We start from the raw sequence: 19277 nt of genomic DNA, 5'->3' as shown, positions 1-19277 counted from the left end.
ACGTCTTGTCGAGAGATAGTATCCGTCAGGGATTCTGGATTGCTTTAGCGATTTCCTCGGTCACGATGTCCAGTCCGTCATTGAGTTGTTGATCGGAAATTACCAGCGGCATCAGGAAGCGAATCACGTTGCCGTGGATTCCGGCACGAAGAATCAGGACGTCACGCAACATCGAAGCTTTTAAGACGCGTGACGTCAGTTCGGTTGCTGGCGATTTGGGATTACCGTTGTTGACGAGTTCGACGCCGACCATCGCGCCGCGTCCACGGACATCGCCGATGTAATCCGGAAAACGGCCTTGCAGTTCGCGGAGTCGTGCGAACATGGTATTGCCAATCTCGGTAGCACGCGCATTGAGGTTTAGTTCTTCCATCAACTTGATCGTGGCCAGCGACGCGGCGCACGAGACAGGGTTGCCGCCGTAAGTTCCGCCAATCGTGCCTAATCGAGCCGCGTCCATGATCTCGCTACGGCCCATGACGGCACCGATAGGCAGACCACCGCCCATTGATTTGGCCCATGTCGAAATGTCTGGCAAGATGTCGTAGTGTTCGTAAGCAGCCCATCGCCCGGTTCGGCAAAATCCCGATTGGACTTCATCAAGTATCAGCAGAATGCCGTTCTCGTCGCATAGTTCACGAAGTCCTTGCAGATAGGCCAGCGGCGCGGGCACAAAGCCGCCTTCGCCTTGAATGGGTTCCAAGATCACAGCCGCCACTTGTTCGGCAGCGACCGTATTGATTAGTGATTCGCGAAAACGATTCAATTCGCGTTCGACAAACTGAGCCTCGCCGAGTCCATCGCCGTAACGATAGTGATTTGGAAACGGCAGCCGATAGACTTCGGGGGCGTAGGGTCCGCAGCCGATCTTGTAGCCAAACTTTGACGTTAGCGACATTGCCATCATCGACCGTCCGTGAAAACCGTCGGTGAAACAGATCACCGCGGAACGGTTGGTCGCTTGGCGAGCGATCTTGATGGCGTTCTCGACGGCTTCGGCGCCCGTGTTGACCAGCATCGTCTTGGTGTGACCCGTGCAGGCATCGCCGGCTAGCTTTGTGACATCGACGTGAGGCAGAATCTCAGCCAGCTTTTCGCAGAGCGCGACATAGGGTTCGTAAGTGGCAACTTGAAAGCAGCTGTGAAGCAAGCGATTTGCTTGATCGGTAATCGCTTTCACCACTTTCGGCTGACAGTGTCCAACGTTCATCACTCCGATGCCGCCGCCGAAATCGATCACCTCGCGACCACTCGGGTCACGCAACACGGCGCCGGAACTTGAATCGGCAATCAGCGACGTGGCCATCGAAATACCGCGAGGGGTCACGGCGGCTCGTCGAGCAATCAAGTCCGCATCAGTCGCCATGGAAGCCGGCCTTTCGGGTCGCGGAACGAGCATGTTTGGCTAACGTCACGGGCCATCAGTGGTCACGCGACACCGCGACAGAACCCCCCCCGCCTGCGATTGATATATTAAACACCCAGTGCTATATTCCTGGCAATGGGTTTATTTTTATCGAACTCTGGTCGGATTTTGTTAAATATGTTGAGCGAAAAGGCAAGTGCTTCAGTTCACGTTGGTGAGTCCAATGAAGTGGGGGCCAGGATTCGTCGGCTGCGAACGGCACACGGCATGTCGCAGCGAGAGTTGGCGAAGCAGGCGAGTGTGACCAACGGCGCTATATCGATGATCGAGCAAGATCGTGTTAGTCCGTCAATCGCATCGTTGAAGAAGATTTTGACTGTGTTCGGGTTATCGCTCGCCGATTTTTTTGCCGAGGAGTTCGAGCCAGATCGAGAGATCTTTTTTCGCGCCCATGAAATGAATCGCATTTCCGACGGCACGGTCGTGCTGCGTCAGATCGGCGGAACGGTTACCGGACGCAAGATGCAGGTGCTGCACGAAACTTATGTGCCGGGCGGTGACACCGGTCCCACCATGCTTCGTCACGATGGCGAAGAGGCGGGGGTGATTGTTCGCGGCGAAATCGAGTTGACCGTTGGCAATCAATGCGAAGTGCTGGGGCCGGGCGATGGTTATTACTTTTCAAGCCAGTTGCCACATCGTTTTCGCAACATCGGAAAAATCGATTGCGAGATCGTCAGTTCATGCACGCCGCCGACTTTTTAGATCACTAGCCAGCGATCGAATGAGTTCCCTCCACTGAGACCGCTATGAAATTGATCGGCATCGCGATCTATCTTGTCATTCTGTTAGTGATCGGAATGGTTGCATCGCGACGAATGAAGGATTTGCGAGATTACTATGCCGGAGACAAGCGGTTTGGTTTTTGGGCGGCATCGTTTTCGTCACGCGCGACGGGCGAGTCGGCGTGGCTGTTGATCGGTTTGACCGGAATGGGCGCCGCCGTTGGGGCTCAGGCGTTGTGGGTGGTTCTGGGCGAAGTCGTGGGGGTCGCGGCGGCATGGATATTTTTGTGCGGTCGCTTCAAACGCATGACCGATCGTTACGACTCGATCACGATTCCTGACTACTTGGAGTCGCGATTGGCGGACAAGACCCAGCGGATTCGATTGGTCGCTGCCTTGACGCTAGTCGTGTTCGTCACGATCTACGTCAGCGCACAAATCGACGCGATCGGCACTGCATTCGAAAGCTTTCTAGGGTGGAACTACTACGTCGGCGCAGTCGTTGGGTTTTCGATTGTGCTTTGCTATATCGTCAGCGGCGGGTTTGTTGCGGTAGTTTGGTCCGATGTTTTTCAGGCTTGCCTGATGGTGCTAGGTCTGGTGGCCTTGCCAGTTTTCGGGTTGATGGCAGTCGGCGGCATGGATACGGCGGTCGAACGGATCCATGCGCAGGATCCAAGGTTGATGTCGCTATGGGGTCCGTCCGGGCCGGGATGGAGTTCGTTCTTTACGATCCTGGGTTTCCTCGCCATCGGTTTGGGCTTTCTGGGCTCGCCGCAAATCTTTGTGCGTTTCTTGTCGATGCGATCAGAAAAGGAAATTCGTCCCGGAGCGATCGTGGCCGTGATTTGGACGCTGCTGGCGACTCTTGGTGCGGTGCTGGTCGGCATGGTGGGGCGTGCGTTGTTGATGACGCCGGACCAGTCGCTTGAAGACGGGCTCGGACAAGGTGGCCAGCATGTGCTTCCGATGCTAGTCGATCAATCGGTACCGGATTGGGGCATCGGTTTGTACATTGCGATCGTGTTGGCCGCGATCATGTCGACGGTTGATTCGTTGTTGGTTTTGGCGTCGAGTGCGTTTGTGCGTGACTATTACCAAAAGGTAAGGCACCCCGAGATGTCCGACACTGAATTGCTCGGTCGCAGTCGATGGGTGACATTCGGACTTGCGGGCGACTCGCTATTGATCGCATTTTCGGTGGCGGCACTCGTGCCAGGCCGAACGGTTTTTTGGTTCGCAATCTTTGGTTGGTCAGGAATTTCGGCAACGTTTTGTCCGACAATGATTCTGTCGCTCTACTGGACCAAGTTGACCGCACGCGGTGCGTTGGCGGCGATGCTAGCTGGATTCGTAAGTGTGCCTTGTTTCAAATTCATTGCGCCGCAGTTGCCACTGGTCGGCGACAGTTTTGCTTCGTTGTCCGAGTTGCCACCCGCGTTCGCGGTTTCGATGATCGTTGCTATTGTTGTCAGCCTAATGGACCATCGCGGCCAAGCCTTGCTGGATCATTCACACAAACCCTGGGATAAGGAAATCAACCATGCTTGATTCACCACTGCTAAAGAATGCTGCGGGATACATCGACGGTAAATGGGCACACGCCGATTCGGGAAAGACTCAAACGGTTATCAACCCTGCGACTGACGAAATGGTGGCGGTCGTGCCAGTGATGGGCCGCGACGAGACGATTCGCGCGATCGAAGCAGCCGAGCGGACACTGGCGACGCCAACGACGATCGAACAGCGACGCACATGGCTGGATCAAATTGCCGATCTGATCATCAAGAATCGCGAAGAGCTTGGCCGCATCGTCACGCACGAGCATGGCAAGCCGTGGAAGGAAGCGATGGGCGAAGCCGACTATGCCGCTAGCTTCTTTCGTTTTTATGCGAGCTGTATCGATCATTTGAAACCACGAGAACTGCCCGACCGTCCTCGCGGTCACCGCTGGATGGTGCACTATCGTCCGGCCGGCGTTGCGGCGCTGGTGACACCGTGGAATTTTCCGCTAGCGATGTTGGCTAAGAAGTTTTCTGCGGCGCTGGCCGCTGATTGTGGCTGTGTGGTGAAGCCGTCGTCCAAAACGCCGCTGTCGATGATCGCGTTGTTCTCGTTAATGGAGTCGTTGGATCTGCCTGCGGGCAAGGCGAACTTAGTGCTTGGGCCAGCCGGGCCGATCAGCGATGCGTTGTGCGAACACCCAGCCGTTCGCATCATCAGCTTTACCGGATCAACGCCAGTGGGCAAGAAATTGATGGCGGCGACGGCACCGCATTTGAAGCGTTTGGCGTTGGAACTGGGCGGCAATGCACCGTTCATTGTGTTTGCCGATGCAGATATCGACAAAGCGATTGAGCACTTGATGGCAAACAAATTTCGCGGTGCCGGTCAGACATGCGTGTGCGCCAATCGTGTTTATGTGCAGCGCGAGATCGCGGACAGCTTTGCCGAAAAGCTTGCCGCACGAGCCGCGGCTTTGAAGGTTGGCGATGGAATGGTTGAAGGCACCGACATGGGGCCGCTGATTGATAAAAACGCGGTGGCCAAAGTTCAGCGTCACGTCGATGACGCGCTCGCGAAAGGCGCTATACTCATCGCCGGTGAACGATCGACCATGGTCAACCATGGCACCGGAAATTTCTTTCCGCCAACGGTGTTGCGAGGTGTGACGTCGGCGATGGAATGTGTGCAAGACGAAACATTCGGTCCGCTAGCTCCGATCATCGAATTTGCTGACGAAGAGGAAGTCATCACCGCAGCCAATTCGACCGAGTACGGATTGGCGGCGTATGTTTTCACCAGTGACGACGGATGTGCCCAGCGCGTCATCGCACGGCTCAGTTTCGGCCACGTCGGCTGCAACACAGGGTCGGGCCCAACCGCGGAAGCTCCGTTCGGGGGCATGAAGCAATCGGGATTCGGCCGCGAAGGTGGCGTCGAAGGCCTGCACGACTTCATCGAAGCTCAAGCAGTGCCGAGCCCCTCGTGATTTCACCGTTGAATACGCTAGGCTGTCGTTCTGGCGTGTTTGCGATATTCGTTCGTTGAGACCAACGTCGGTTCGTTACTTGGACTTTATCACTGAGATCTAATGGATTGGGAATGTGTACTGCAAGGGATTGAAGCGTCGGTCGAACCGATGCGAGGTCAGGGCAAAGTCGCGGACTACATTCCTGCACTAGCGGCAGTGGATCCTCGGAAGTTTGGCCTCGCGGTGGTGCTGGGTGACGGCACGCAATCTTGCCTCGGCGACGCGGATGAGTTGTTTTCGATCCAAAGCATTTCGAAAGTTTTCACGCTTTCGATGGCACTTCGTGTGGTGGGCGACACGTTGTGGGAACGGGTGGGACGTGAACCTTCGGGGTCGCCATTTAACTCGATCGTCCAGTTGGAACACGAACGCGGGATTCCTCGCAATCCATTGATCAACGCGGGTGCGATTGTCGTGACAGACCATTTAGTCGAGCGGCTTGGATCGTCAAAGACCATCGCTGAATTGCTGGACCGAATCCGAAGACTTGCTGATGACGACTCGATCAAAGTCGATCAGGCTGTCGCGGAATCCGAGTCATTGGCGGGCGAACGAAATCGAGCCCTCGCATCGTTTATGAAGTCGTACGGAAACATAAAGTGCCCCGTCGAGGAAACGTTGGCGGCGTACTTCTGTCACTGTTCGATCGCGATGACGTGCCGCCAACTTGCTCGAGCCGCACTGTTCCTGGCGTTCGACGGATGCGACCCAATCAGCGGTCAGCAAATGGTAAGCAGCCAAGCATGTCGACGTATCAATGCGGTCATGATGTCGTGTGGGCACTATGACAACAGCGGCGACTTCACTTATCGGATTGGGCTGCCGGGCAAGAGCGGTGTCGGAGGAGGCATCCTGGTGATCGCGCCGCGGCATGGCGCGGTCGCGGTTTGGTCGCCGGGCCTGAACCAAGCCGGGACTTCAGCGGTGGGAAGCTTGGCGCTCGAAGCGTTGGTCAAAGCAACCGGTTGGTCGGTCTTTGTTTAGCCAAACGCTGTTCCAGCGTAGTCGCCCAGTGGTGCTTTGTCGGAGACGGCTTTATCTCAATCGGCTACTGGTTTTTATCGATTCTCGATCGCGGTGAACTCGCGTTCGGTCGATCCAGTGTAGATCTGGCGAGGGCGGTTGATACGTGTGCCTGGGTTCGCGTGCATTTCACGCCAGTGTGCTAGCCATCCGGGCAATCGTCCGATCGCAAACAGAACCGTGAACATCGCTACTGGGATTCCCAGAGCTCGGTAAATCACGCCCGAATAGAAGTCGACGTTTGGATACAATTTTCGCTCGATGAAGTACTCATCTCGCAGCGCGACTTCTTCTAGTTTCTGAGCGACTTCGAACAACGGGTCGTCCAAGTCCAATTTCGCCAGCAGCTTCTCGCAGCTTGCGCGAATGATCGTTGCACGCGGATCAAAGTTTTTGTAGACACGGTGGCCGAATCCCATCAAGCGGAACCCGTTCTCTTTGTCCTTGGCCATGGCGACATACTTTTCGACATTACTGCCATCTTTGGCGATCGTGTCGAGCATGTTGACGCAGGCTTCGTTGGCACCGCCGTGCAGCGGTCCCCACAGTGCGCCGATGCCAGCGCTGATCGATGCGAATAGGTTTGCGTTACTGCTGCCGACCATCCGAACGGTCGACGTGCTGCAGTTCTGTTCGTGGTCAGCGTGAACGATCAGCAGCAAGTTGAGCGCTTCGGCGAAATCCGGGTCGACCATGTAGTCGCGTGCCGGAGTGGCGAACATCATATGCAGAAAGTTTTCGCAGTAACTCAGTTCGTTATTTGGGTAGATGAACGGTTGGCCCATCGACTTTTTGTAACTGTAGGCTGCGATGGTTGGAAGTTTGGCGAGCAAGCGATAGATCGAAATTTCGACTTGCTTTTCGTCGTTCAGATCCATCGAGTCTTGGTAGAACGTCGATAGAGCACCGACCACAGACGACAGGATCGCCATCGGGTGAGCATCGCGTGGGAAGCCGTTGTAGAACGACCGCATGTCTTCGTGAATCATCGTGTGTTCACGAATGCCAGATCGGAAATCCGACGCTTGTTTTTCGTTTGGCAGTTCGCCGTAGATCAGCAGGTAGGCTGTTTCGATGAAGTCCGACTTTGCCGCCAGCGTTTCGATCGGGTAGCCGCGGTAACGCAGAATTCCTTTCTCGCCGTCCAGAAATGTGATTGCGCTGCGGGTGGATCCTGTGTTGACGAAACCTTCATCGAGCGTGATCAGGTTGGTCGAACCACGCAACTTGCTGATGTCGATCGCTCTCTCGCCTTCGCTTCCTACGATCACTGGCAGATCAAATTCCTGCCCATCGTAGACAACTCGGGCGGTACCGGCGTCTTCGGTTGATAGGTCGACTTTCATGGTCATTCACGCTTCCAAAGAATCGGTTTTTAGGTTGTTGCAGATCTCGGTTTTCCGCCGTGAACCAGTTTAGCGGTGCAGCAAGTAAGCGGCAATCAGACTGCGACCAGGCGACGGCTCCCGAGCGATCCGCTATCCGACCTTTTGGTTTTCGCTGCCCACCAGGCGGATTCTCATGGATTCGATCTTCCGATTGGTCGCGGTCAAAATTTCGATTTCGACGTTGTCGATCGTAAAGCGGTGGCCTTCCTCGGGAATTGCGCCAAAATGGAACAGCACGAATCCCGCAACTGTCTCGTAATCGTCGCTCTCGGGCAGTTCCCAGCCTGCGGTTTCGTTCAGATCGTCGATCATCACTCGACCGTCCACTTCCACCGTCTCTTCATCGATGATGTGGATCCCGAATTCTTCGTCCTCGTCAGATTCGTCAACGATCTCGCCAACGATTTCTTCAAGCGCGTCTTCGATCGTGACCACGCCAGCGGTTTGGCCGAACTCATCCAGCACGATCGCCATGTGAGACCGGCTGTGCAGAAATTCTCGCAAAATCGACTCGACACTGCGGTTGTCCGGGACGGTCCACGGACGCCGCATGATTTCGGTCAACTGTTTTTCAGGCGTAGAGCCGTCCACCAAAAACGGCAGCAAGTCTTTGACGTACAGAATCCCGACGGTGTTATCGAGTGTGCCGGAATAGACCGGGAAACGAGTTCGGCCGGCTTCGACGATATCCTCCAAGACCTTGTCCCAACCCCAAGCCACATCGATCGCATCAACATCACCTCGCGGCGTCATGATGTGGCCGACCGTGTCGTCGTGAAGTGTCATCACGCCTTGGATCATTTCGCGGACACCGGGACCAAAGTAGCCTTCGCGGGTGCCGGCGGTGATGATCGTTCGAATTTCGTCTTCGAGTTGCTCTTCTTCTTCGTCTTCGTTTTCTTCAGTGCCCATCAAACGACGCGCAACTAAATCAATCAGTTGACCAGGTGCCGCTAACGGACGCATCACGATCGACAAGGTGCGCCAAAATGGCCACGAATGGTACAAGACTGGCGTCGAAGCGAACCGGGTTACGGAGTTCGGGATCCAAACATGAATCAACGTCATCAGTCCGCTGGCACAAACACCCCACGTCACCAAATTCCGGATCGCTAGGTCGTCGGGGCCGGCGAAAACCGCACCGGTGCCGCAGATCAAGAACACGACCGTGCCGATCATGCCCAAGTATGCGCTGCCTTCGATGGCCGCGTCTTGATGGTCAAGAACGGCGCCAAAGCGATCGCGGTTCTTTTTCAGTCGGCAATACGCTTCGAGCGAACGGCCAGCAAAGCGGTCCAACAATTCGCAGCCAAGGCCGCCGATGCTGCTAAGTGCGAAGCCAACGATCGAGCACGCCCACCACGCGATGACATCATTCACGATTGAACCTCGGGGCTTGAGTGTTCAGCCGTGATTTCAATATCACTTTCAATCTGGTTTTCAGTGTCCGCGCCGAATCGCTGGATATCAGGGATGCCCAAGCGAGTCATCACTTCGGTTTCGAACGTCCGCATTGCTTGGCGGTCATCGTCGTCGTGATCGTCCATTCCACAGATGTGCAGCGTGCCGTGAACGACATACAGAATCAATTCACTCTCGGCTGGCCATCCCAGTTCCGCCGCGCGACTGATCGCTGTATCGATGCTGACGACGAGTTCGCCTTCGACATAGGGCGAGTCGGCTTCGTAACCAAAACTGATCACGTCGGTGGCGTAATCGTGTCCTAAGTGTTTAGCGTTGATTTCACGAATCGCTGGATCATCCGTCACGCGCACGCCGATCTGTCCAGCGGTGAATCCGCGTGCCGCGGCGGCGGTGGCGATAGCGCGTATCATCAGAGGTTGATTGATCGCGACAGAGATTTGAGGATCGACGTTGACTTCGACTTCGATCTTGCTTGCGACTTCGATGTTGCTGGTTTGGCCGTCTAAGGACGGCGGCATCTCGAAAGGATCGGCATCAAGATCGTCGCCGGCATCAAGCCGATTGTTGTCCGGGGTATTTGACACGTGCGTGATAGATCGCGGTGAGGGATTTGACGAGTGAGCGGCGGATTCGATCGAGTTGCATGAATGTCAGCCCGCATTCATCGAATTGCCCATCGCTCATTTTCTTGTTGGCAATCGCGTCGACCAAGTTTTGGATACGCGAAGGTGTGGGGTCGACCAATGTACGGCTGGCACTTTCGATCGTGTCGGCCAACATCATCACGGCTGCTTCGAGAGTTTGCGGTTTCGGACCGGGATAGCGAAAGTCTTTGTCGTTGACGGTTTCGCCGTTCGGGTCTTCTTCGCTGCGCCGCGCCGCTTCCCGATAAAAATACTCGACAAGCGTCGTGCCGTGGTGTTGCAGGATAAAGTCGATGATCGGTTCGGGCAGGTGGTGGCTGCGAGCCAAGTCGGCGCCGTCTTTGACGTGCGCGATGATCACTAGCGTACTCATGGCCGGCTGCAGCGAATCGTGTTGGTTGATACCGGCCGATTGGTTTTCGATGAAGTATTCAGGCTTGAACATCTTGCCGATGTCATGGAAGTACGCGCCGACACGGACCAGCAACCCGTTCGCGCCGATCGAGTCTGCGGCGGCTTCGGCAATCGACGCGACGTTGATCGAGTGATTGTAGGTCCCTGGTGCGCGCTGAGCCAAACGTCGAAGCAAAGGGTGGCTGGCGTCGCCGAGTTCCAGCAGGCTGAGGTCGGTTTGTACGCCGAAACCTTTCTCGACCAGTGGCAACAGTGGCGTCATCGCGCTGGCCGAGACCAGGATACAGAAACCTGACCAGAACGCTTCTTTGACCAATCCCCAAACGACCATGTCGAATTGCGGGCCACGGTACAGCGAATCGATGCCTGCGACTGGGGCGCCGATCGAAAGAGTTTGCCCCGTCACGATGCCGACACCGATGACGGTCAACACTGTGATCACTGCCGATGTGGCACCGATGTACAGCAAGTGAGTGCGAGTTCGAATGCGGCCGAGCAACAGGATGCAGCTCGTACACGCGGCCGCAAAGGTCACCAGTTCCGCCAGGTTCGAACCCAGGAACAACGTCACGCTGACGCAGGCCGCCGTCATCAGCAGCAGTGCCAATTCACGCCCGTAAACCACCGCAGTCAAAATCGACGCCATCACAAGTGGAACCAATTCGCCTCGCCAGCGGTCGCCGGAAACCCAGTATCCGAGTCCGATCGTGACGACCATCACCGCCAACATTCGGGTCAGTCTGAATCGATCCAGAAGCAAGCGTTTATCATCGACAAAGAAAATGTAGGTGGCGCATAACAGATACAACGCCGAGATCATGCCCGCGTAAGCGACCATGCGGATTGCCTTGTCGGTCCACTGCATCTTGCTGACCAGTTCACCCCATTCGCGTTTGAGCAAACGAATGTCGGATTCTCGCAGTGTCTTGCCGGCTTCGGCTAGTTTTGATTCGCCGTGGCGAAACGTTGTCATCACCGGAACGACGGATTCAGCAGCCGCCTGGCGTGCTTGTTCGCTAAGCGTGTCGTCGTATTCCAGCGTTTCGTATTTGGGCAATTTCGACACGATCCAGTCGCTGATCATGCCCGCGACTTTTTGCGAATCATCGGCTGGAAATTTCGTGCGAAACTGTTCGCGTAGTCGCTTGGCCAAAGCGACACCGGCCTGAGCAATTCGGGCGTCGGCGATTTCGACGAACTCGACTTCGTCCGGTCGGCCGACTGGGTAGACCTTGATCCGTTCTTGGCTACCTTGGTCGGGCACGTGTTGCAGTGCCATGATCAGCCCGAACCGATAATTGTCTCGCATCGCAACTTTGATTGCGTCATCGAGCGTTTTGAGTTCCGGGTCCGACGCCAATACCGTCTTTAGCATCGAAAAGCGATTGGCCGGCGTATCGTTGGGGTCGGTTTCATCGTCTTCGTAAAATTGCGCGAACGCGTTTCGTTCGTCTTCTGTCAGTCTGTCGAACGACGGTGCGCTTAGAACCAAAAACAGTTGATCGCGTAAAGCCGCGTTGAGTTGGTCGATCGGCTGAGGCCGGTTGCGATAGAAAGCCAGTTGTTCGCGGCGCTTGCGATCTTGCAGCGTCTTGGTTTCGTCAATGTTGGGAACTTCGAACGTGACGCGGCTGATCAGATCGCGCGCTGGGATTGCGTTGAGCCGGTAAGCGAACGGCGGTCGCCAGGTCTCGCAAACCAACAGCAGCGCCAAGGCTGCGATTAGCGCGATGCCGACGCGAGACGATACGTCAGCCTTGTCGCTGTTTTGCCACCACTGAATCCAACGAGGTTTTTGGATTCCGAGTGACTCGACGCGTTCTTGGCGAGTTCGATTTTTACTTGCACCGCTCATGGCAGTCGACCTGATCGTATTTACGACCGGTCGTTGGTGTTTCCTGTTCGTGAGGCTTCGCTCTTGGCATCGTCATCATCGTAGGCTTCGACGATCTGTTGGACCAACTTGTGACGCACGATATCGCTGGCCTGCAATGCCACGACACCGATCGCTTCAATCTTTGATAACCGACGAACCGCATCGCGCAGTCCGCTGGTCACGCCTCGCGGCAAGTCCAACTGAGTCGCGTCGCCGCTGACTACCATTTTGCTGTGTTCACCCATTCGAGTTAAGAACATCTTCATCTGAGCGACCGTCGTGTTCTGCGCTTCGTCCAAGATGATGAAGGCGTCGTTCAAGGTGCGTCCACGCATGTAGGCCAGCGGGATGACTTCGATGACGTCTTCTTCCATCAAGTTGCGGGCTTGGTTGTAATCCACCATCTCGCCCAACGCGTCCATCAATGGTCGCAGATAAGGATTCAGTTTGGCGCGTAAATCTCCTGGCAGGAACCCCAAACTCTCGCCCGCCTCGACGGCTGGGCGGACCAGCACAATTTTGCGGATCGCGCCGGCTCGGAGGGCTTCGACCGCCATGGCAACCGCCAAGTACGTTTTTCCGCAACCGGCAGGACCGGTCGCAAATGTCAAATCATGTGCCCGAATCGCGTCTACATACTGGGCCTGGCCGCGGGTGCGTGGCTTGATGCGGCGGCCAGCATGTTGGATCTGAATCTCTTCACCGATCGGTCCGGCCGGAACCGTACCCTCGATGATCGCGCCTTCTTCCATGGCGGCTTTATTGACGTCGCCGGCGGACAATTCGCCCTGTTTTCGAGTCAAATGACGCAGCTTTTCCAGGGTCCGGGTGGCTTTCTGGACGCCGGCTTCTTCGCCAGCAACCAGCACTTGGCCGTTCCGCTGAGTGATGCTGACGTCAAACAAACGCCGCAATTTACGAAGGTGCTGGTCGCGAGGCCCGAACAGAATCAGGATTTCGCTGGGATCGGTGATCGAAAGCGTGGCTTCGGTCATAAGTCGCCTGGTGGGGAATGTTTGTTCAGACGTGAGTTGTAATTGTATACGGTCGGGCGGTCGGGCAATAAATCATTACGGCCCTGGTTCAGCGAGTCGTGGCTAATCGGGCGGGGGGCTTGGTTTTTGAGCGTGTGATATTGTCTAGCTGCCGACACCGGCTGCGAAACAAAGAATCGCAGGCATGACCGCCGAAATTAGCGAGTCCGTAACGTCCCAGACGCCTCCCAAACCCGGCAGTAGCCCTCCGCTGTCCTTGGCGCCGGCCGCCCGTTTGACCAGCGATTCAGCCAGATCGCCGATCATCCCGGCGATCGCCAGCAGAGGCCCGAGCAACATCGCACCAAAAATTGGATTGTCGAGTCCGGGGATCGATGGAGTCGCGATCGGTCCGACGGCGGTCCCGGCAACTGCAGGAAAAAGCCAAGTCAGGCACGCGAATGCAACGATCGTCGAAACCACGATGCCGCCAATGCCGCCTTCGCGAGTCTTTCCGGGGCTGAGCCGAGGTACCAGTTTATGTTTGCCAAAGGTCTTTCCACTGAAATAAGCGCCCGCGTCGGCGGACTTCGTCGTTGCGATCATGGTGATCAGAGCCGCCAATCCCCAGTTGCCATCGCCCATCGTTCGCAGCGAAACAAGCAGTGCCATCGGCAGCCCGACATACAGAGACACGAACACCGCCGCACTTGTTCGCTCAATGATTCCCGATTCGCCTTTTGCGTAACGATTCATCTCGCGAATCAGGATGACAAACGTCGCGCCGACGCCCGCGATCACGATCCAGCCAAGACGTCCGATCGGGCACGTCGCCGGATACACCGATCCGAACAACGGCCACGCTAGCGGAATCGCAGCCGACACCGTCACCATTGCCGTGGCGATCATGACATCAGGTCGCGCGACCGGATGGTTCGATTTAGTGAGCAGTCCACACATGTCGTGGGCTGTGCCGATCGAAAAGAAAAACAGCAGCGGCAGCAACCAAAGTCCTTCGGCGCCGACGCGCGAGTAATTCGCATCTAGATAAATCAACAGCGCCACAACGCTAAGCAGAATTGCGGACGAACGTAATCGGTCAACTAACAAATCGAATCATCCTTGGTGCTCTTGTTCCAGCAACGAAACTGTTGACGGTTTGTCGAATGAAGAGATCGTACGGAAAGCAGTTCTGTATCTCATTCTCCCAAAGGGAGAGTGAATTCGAGCTGGCATATCTACTCGTTAACATTCAAACCGCCAAAGCGACGTTGTCTGGTTTTAAATTGGCGGATCGACGACAAGAAGTCAGCACGTGAAAAATCTGGCCAACACGTTTCCGTCACAAACAGCTCTGCATAACTAAGCTGCCACAACAAAAAATTGCTGACTCGCATGTCACCGCCGGTGCGGATCATCAAGTCAATTTCAGGAAGTCCGGCCGTCGACAGCCGACTCGCGAAGGTTGCTTCGTCGATCGAATCGGCCGAGATCTTTCCGGCGGCGACATCAATGGCAAGATCACGTGCCGCCCGAGTGATCTCGTCGCGACCGCCGTAGTCGATCGCCAGAACCAACTGAGTGCCTGGGTTTGCCGCCGACATTTCCAGTGTGCGGTCCATTTCTTCAATCACGCCGGGCGGCAATCGATCGCGACGACCGATCACTTTCAATCGTAGACCTTGGTCCATGATCGTCCGCCGTTCCTCGACCAAGTACTGTTCCAACAAGTGCATCAGGAAGTCGAGTTCCGGCTGCGGACGCTTCCAGTTTTCGCTGGACAAGCAATAGAGCGTGACCGCTTCGACGCCCAATTCCGCGCACGTCTCGCTGATCATCCGGACGGTGTTCACGCCGCGGCGATGGCCTTCGATTCGCGGTAAATCCCGCGACGTCGCCCATCGGCCGTTGCCGTCCATGATGATTGCGATGTGCGCCGGTCGGTCCGCCGGCGGAATGTCTTCCAATCGATCGATCGTTGAATCTGGCTCAGCCATCGTTATTCAATCGTTAAGCAATCGGACTGAGCTGCAACTCGGCCGCTGCCTCGGTGAAGATCGTTTGCGCACGATCGGGACCCACGCTCAAAACGCCAACCGGCACACCGACCAGTTCTTCGATGCGTTTGACATAGTCGAGCGCGCCTTGCGGAAAATCTTCCACGCGTCGCACGTCATCGACCGGCGAGTTCCAGCCTTTGATCGTTTCCAAGATTGGCTTGCAGCGACGCAACTGGTCCGCGTCGGCGGGCAGTCGTTCGATCCGTTTGCCGTCCAATTCGTAGGCGACACAGACTTGCAGTTCTTCGAAGTGTGCCAGCACGTCCATCATCATCAGGGCCAGTCGCGTCACGCCGCTCAGGCGGGCTGTGTAACGAACCGCCACGGCATCGAACCAACCGCAGCGCCGAGGGCGGCCGGTGGTGGTGCCAAATTCGTTTCCAAGTTTGCGAATCTTTTCGCCAGTTTCGTTTTCTAGTTCAGTCGGAAACGGACCGCCACCGACTCGCGTGCTGTACGCCTTGCAGACGCCAAGCGTGTGGTTGATCCAGCGCGGTGGAACGCCGGCACCGGCACAAACGCCGACGCCACTGCTGTTGCTGCTGGTGACAAACGGGAACGTGCCGTGGTCGATATCTAGCAAGGCGCCTTGAGCCCCTTCGAACAAGATTCGCTTGTCGGCTTCGCACGCGTCCAGCAAGAAATCGGTCGTGTCGCCGATCATGTCCTGCAAACGGTCGGCCCATCCGGCCGCCAATGCGACGACTTTTTCCGGTGCGATCGAGTCTAAGTCTTCGGCCGGCGCGCCCATGCCTTTGAGCAAGTCGAGTTTTTGCTGGGCGACGGTTCCGATTCGTTCGTCGCGGTTGGGCTGGATCAAGTCCGACATGCGGATCGCATAGGTGCGGCCGACTTTGTCGCGATAGCAGGGACCGATTCCGCGGTTGGTCGTGCCGATCGACTCGCCCTTCATCTTGGTCGCGTTGATGAACTTGTCTTCGGCCATGTGCCAAGGCATCACCAGGTGAGCCCGCTCGCTGATCCGCAAATTGGCGCGGCAGTTGACGTCGCGTTTCGCCAGCCCGTCAATCTCGTCCAACATGGTCGTTGGGTTGATGACGACGCCCGGCGTGATCAAGTTTTGGACTTGGGGGTGCAGAATCCCGCTAGGGATATGGTGCAATTTGTAAGTTTCGCTGCCCGCGACGACGGTATGTCCCGCGTTGGCACCGCCCTGATAGCGGACCACCAAATCGAATTGGGGAGCCAGCAGATCGACGAGTTTTCCTTTGGCCTCATCGCCCCATTGAAGTCCGATTACACAAGTTCCTGACACCGCGCACGCTCCCGCTGGCAAACACCGTTAAAATGCCGCCACAGACCCGAGGCGGAAAGCGAAAAGCGTACGCCCCGGCGCGATCGGTGGCAATAACGGGGTCAGAAACCCCCGTTTTGAGCTTTGTGCAATCCGGCAGCCAGTTCTGCCGCTGCCAATCAACCCAGGCCGTTCGGCCTAGGGGCTAGATTGACGGAGGGGCTAGATCGACGGAGGGGGCTGGATCGACGGATCGCCCGCTGAGCCTGAACGCCCAAAAGCACCGAAACAGACTAAAAGCCTGTTCTACGGATTTGTGGGCCTCTGCTTACTTCTTGGCCAACTGTTCTTTGACGGCGGCGACGAATTCCGCGTCATCCGGAGTGGTTCGAGGGGCGAAACGATGGACCAAGTTGCCTTCGCGGTCGATCAGGAACTTTTCGAAATTCCAGCTGATCTTGCCGTCGCCAACCGGTTTGACACTCTTGCTGGTCAAGTACTTGTAGATCGGTGCGGCTCCGTCGCCGTTGACATCGACCTTGCTGAACATCGGAAAGCTGACGTTGTACTTCGTGCTGCAGAACGTCTTGATCTCGGCTTCGGTGCCCGGTTCTTGCCCACCGAATTGGTTGCAAGGGAAGCCCAAGATCACCAAACCGGCGTCTTTGTTGGCTTCGTAAAGCTTTTGCAATTCCGTGTATTGCTTGGTCAAACCGCATTTGCTGGCGACATTGACGACCAGCACGACGTTGCCTTCGTAGTCTTCGAGGTCGACGGTATCGCCATCGATTGTTTTCATCTTGAAATTGAGCGCGCATTCATGCTCGCCTTCGTGCTTGTCAGCTAAAGCCATCGTCGTGAACACCGAAGTTAGGGTCGCAAAAGCAAGTGTGAGGGTAAGGATCGAACGCATCGGTGGAGGTCTCCGCAGAAAGGGAAAGGTAGGTGTCAAAAGGTGGGGAAGCGAAAAGTTTCACTTCTTGGCTAAGTATAGCGAGCCTAACAGTGGCAACGCACGTCCCGGCGAATTACGTTCATCTTCTTCACGGAATGCTCGCGGAAGACTTGACGCCGTTAACCGGGAATGGCAGCATTTCCGGCTCCCTACCCCCATACTCATAATTTCGACCCACCTATGGAAAATCGCAAAACGCTCCTGGCCGCCGGCTTCCTCGCATTGATCGCTGCCGGCATCGGCTTTGCCGTCCGTGGTGGATTGCTGGATATTTGGTCCAACAAGTACGGCTTCACCATGACCGAGCTCGGTCAGATCACCGGTGGCGGTCTGCTCGGTTTCGGCCTCGTCATTCTGGCAGCCGGTTTGTTGGTCGACTGGATTGGTTACAAGCCGCTGATGTTGTTCGCTCTGGCGTGCCACGTTGTCTCGGCCATCATGCTGTTCTCGGCGACGCCGGTGTTTAACGCGGCCGGGAAGGACGCGGTGTATATGATTCTGTTTTGGTCCGCGTTTATCTTTGCGGTCGGTAACGGAGTCTGCGAGGCGGTAATTAATCCGCTGACGGCAACGCTGTTTCCCGAACAGAAGACCCATTATCTAAACATCCTGCATGCCGGCTGGCCTGCTGGTTTGGTTCTGGGCGGTCTGATCGTGTTCTTGAAGGACAGCATCGGTTGGGAAATCTTGTTGGCGACGTATTTGATTCCGGCGGCAATTTATGGATTCATCGCGCTGAAAGAAGTATTCCCGAAAACGGATGCTCAGTCCGGATCGGTTTCCTACGGCGGCATGTTCGCTCGTCTGTTGGTTCCGTTCTTCTTTATCCTGCTGATCGCTCACGCGTGCGTCGGCTACGTTGAATTGGGAACTGACAGTTGGATCAACAAGATCACCGGCGGCATCTTGAAGAGTGCTGCTCTTGGTACCGCGTTGTTCATCTACACGTCGCTCTTGATGACGGCTTTGCGTTTCTTTGCTGGACCGATTGTTCACCGAATTTCATCGCTGGGATTGTTGCTGGTCAGCGCGGTCATCGGTGCCACTGGCTTGTACTTGATCAGCATCGGTAACAGCGTGCCGTTCATGTTCATGGCAGCAACGATCTACGGTATCGGCAAGACTTTCCTGTGGCCAACGATGTTGGGTGTGGTTGGCGAGCGATTCCCGCAGAGTGCGACCGTCGCGATGGCGTTGATGGGCTTTGTCGGAATGACGTCGGCTGGTTTGTTGGGCGGTCCTGGGATCGGTTACAAGCAAGACTATTTCGCATCGCAGTACATCCAGGAAAACAATCCTGAGACGTTCGCTCGCGTCAAAGCTCCGAACGAGAATAAGTTCTTGGTCTTCCCGGCGATCACGGGTATCGATGGCGCAAAGGCAGGGATGATCGCCGATAACGGTGCGTCAATCTTGTCAGATGTGGAAATCGCAGGCGATGCCATCGACGGCGAAGCATTTGCCGGTCTTCGCGAGCAAGCGAAATGGTGGAACGAGAACAAGGAATTCGCAGCCGAAGACGCTGGCCCGGTCGGCGAAGCAACCTTGTACGGCAGCCGCATGGCGATCCGCATGACCGCGATCGTTCCAGCGGCAATGGCAGTGCTTTATCTGATCCTGTTGCTTGGCTTCAAAGCACCCAAGTCAGGCCACCATGTCGACGCCTTGGGCGAGTCGGCACCCGGCGCGGAACTGTAAGACGCCGAGCGGTAAAACGCTCAGCCAGTCACTAGCGAGATGATTCGGTCGACTGCTAATCGCAGCGACCGGGCGGCCATCGCAAAATTGGTGTGGCCGCTGACCTCGGGCTGAATCACTTCATACAACTCGGTCGCCTTTCGCAGGCGGCCGAGTTTTTTCTTGGCCATCTTCAAGTACACCGCCGGGTCTTCGACTTCCGCGACCGGGCCGACTGCCAAGATGAAGTCGTAAAGGTTGCGAACCACGTCTCGCAAGTCTTCGTCCTCTTCCGCCTCGTCCGCGTGCTTCAAGAACGTTCGCACCATCCAGACGTGAGCTACTTGGTCGTCGATCGCCCGGACTCGGCTCATCGGGTCACTCGGCTGGTCCATCTCACT

The 19277-nt window shown here is 56.2% G+C and carries 16 protein-coding genes; 5 read left to right on the top strand and 11 right to left on the bottom strand.

Annotated elements, in window-relative coordinates:
* Window positions 1–25: 25 nt before the first annotated feature.
* Window positions 26–1366 carry an aspartate aminotransferase family protein gene (locus Poly59_RS23150; protein WP_146536471.1) on the bottom strand — a complete coding sequence of 447 codons (1341 nt, stop codon included), beginning with the start codon at window positions 1364–1366 and terminating at the stop codon, window positions 26–28.
* A 177-nt stretch (window positions 1367–1543) separates the two neighbouring features.
* Between Poly59_RS23150 and Poly59_RS23145 the strand changes: the two genes are divergently transcribed.
* The 4 genes from Poly59_RS23145 (at window position 1544) to Poly59_RS23130 (ending at window position 6169) form a co-directional block, all read left to right on the top strand.
* A complete protein-coding gene (locus tag Poly59_RS23145; protein WP_146536470.1) occupies window positions 1544–2131 on the top strand; it encodes a cupin domain-containing protein in 588 nt (195 codons plus the stop codon).
* A 44-nt stretch (window positions 2132–2175) separates the two neighbouring features.
* Window positions 2176–3702: a sodium/proline symporter gene (locus tag Poly59_RS23140; protein ID WP_146536469.1), complete on the top strand. Its 1527-nt coding sequence runs from the start codon at window positions 2176–2178 to the stop codon at window positions 3700–3702.
* Window positions 3695–5143 (top strand): NAD-dependent succinate-semialdehyde dehydrogenase, encoded by a 1449-nt coding sequence (locus Poly59_RS23135; RefSeq protein WP_146536468.1) that lies wholly within the window; start codon window positions 3695–3697, stop codon window positions 5141–5143. Before Poly59_RS23140 ends, Poly59_RS23135 begins: the two co-directional genes overlap by 8 nt.
* Before the next feature lie 102 nt (window positions 5144–5245).
* Window positions 5246–6169 (top strand): glutaminase, encoded by a 924-nt coding sequence (locus Poly59_RS23130; protein WP_146536467.1) that lies wholly within the window; start codon window positions 5246–5248, stop codon window positions 6167–6169.
* A 74-nt stretch (window positions 6170–6243) separates the two neighbouring features.
* Here the strand turns inward: Poly59_RS23130 and Poly59_RS23125 are convergent, their stop codons facing one another.
* The 9 genes from Poly59_RS23125 to Poly59_RS23085 form a co-directional block, all read right to left on the bottom strand.
* On the bottom strand, window positions 6244–7560 hold the full coding sequence (locus tag Poly59_RS23125; protein ID WP_146536466.1) for a citrate synthase: 1317 nt from the start codon (window positions 7558–7560) through the stop codon (window positions 6244–6246).
* A 126-nt stretch (window positions 7561–7686) separates the two neighbouring features.
* A complete protein-coding gene (locus tag Poly59_RS23120) occupies window positions 7687–8976 on the bottom strand; it encodes a hemolysin family protein (protein ID WP_146536465.1) in 1290 nt (429 codons plus the stop codon).
* On the bottom strand, window positions 8973–9605 hold the full coding sequence (gene ybeY, locus Poly59_RS23115) for an rRNA maturation RNase YbeY (RefSeq protein WP_146536464.1): 633 nt from the start codon (window positions 9603–9605) through the stop codon (window positions 8973–8975). Before ybeY ends, Poly59_RS23120 begins: the two co-directional genes overlap by 4 nt.
* Window positions 9574–11934 (bottom strand): HD family phosphohydrolase, encoded by a 2361-nt coding sequence (locus Poly59_RS23110; RefSeq protein WP_146536463.1) that lies wholly within the window; start codon window positions 11932–11934, stop codon window positions 9574–9576. Before Poly59_RS23110 ends, ybeY begins: the two co-directional genes overlap by 32 nt.
* A 20-nt stretch (window positions 11935–11954) precedes the next feature.
* Complete coding sequence (locus tag Poly59_RS23105) at window positions 11955–12950, bottom strand: PhoH family protein (RefSeq protein ID WP_146536462.1); 996 nt, start codon at window positions 12948–12950, stop codon at window positions 11955–11957.
* A 144-nt stretch (window positions 12951–13094) separates the two neighbouring features.
* Complete coding sequence (locus Poly59_RS23100) at window positions 13095–14039, bottom strand: phosphatidate cytidylyltransferase (protein ID WP_146536461.1); 945 nt, start codon at window positions 14037–14039, stop codon at window positions 13095–13097.
* A 128-nt stretch (window positions 14040–14167) separates the two neighbouring features.
* The gene (gene uppS / locus Poly59_RS23095; protein WP_146536460.1) at window positions 14168–14926 is read right to left on the bottom strand and encodes a polyprenyl diphosphate synthase; all 759 of its coding nucleotides are present in this window, start codon (window positions 14924–14926) and stop codon (window positions 14168–14170) included.
* A 13-nt stretch (window positions 14927–14939) separates the two neighbouring features.
* Complete coding sequence (locus Poly59_RS23090; RefSeq protein ID WP_146536459.1) at window positions 14940–16265, bottom strand: adenylosuccinate synthase; 1326 nt, start codon at window positions 16263–16265, stop codon at window positions 14940–14942.
* Between the two features lie 307 nt (window positions 16266–16572).
* Window positions 16573–17157: a glutathione peroxidase gene (locus tag Poly59_RS23085; RefSeq protein ID WP_146536458.1), complete on the bottom strand. Its 585-nt coding sequence runs from the start codon at window positions 17155–17157 to the stop codon at window positions 16573–16575.
* A 222-nt stretch (window positions 17158–17379) separates the two neighbouring features.
* Between Poly59_RS23085 and Poly59_RS23080 the strand changes: the two genes are divergently transcribed.
* Window positions 17380–18897: an MFS transporter gene (locus tag Poly59_RS23080; RefSeq protein WP_146536457.1), complete on the top strand. Its 1518-nt coding sequence runs from the start codon at window positions 17380–17382 to the stop codon at window positions 18895–18897.
* A gap of 20 nt (window positions 18898–18917) precedes the next feature.
* Here the strand turns inward: Poly59_RS23080 and Poly59_RS23075 are convergent, their stop codons facing one another.
* Window positions 18918–19271, bottom strand: coding sequence for an amidohydrolase (locus Poly59_RS23075; protein WP_146536883.1), 354 nt, complete (start codon window positions 19269–19271; stop codon window positions 18918–18920).
* Window positions 19272–19277 lie beyond the last annotated feature (6 nt).

The organism is Rubripirellula reticaptiva, assembly GCF_007860175.1.
Lineage (GTDB): Bacteria > Planctomycetota > Planctomycetia > Pirellulales > Pirellulaceae > Rubripirellula > Rubripirellula reticaptiva.
Note: the sequence above shows the minus strand (reverse complement) of the source record. Positions and strands in the feature narration are given on the sequence as shown.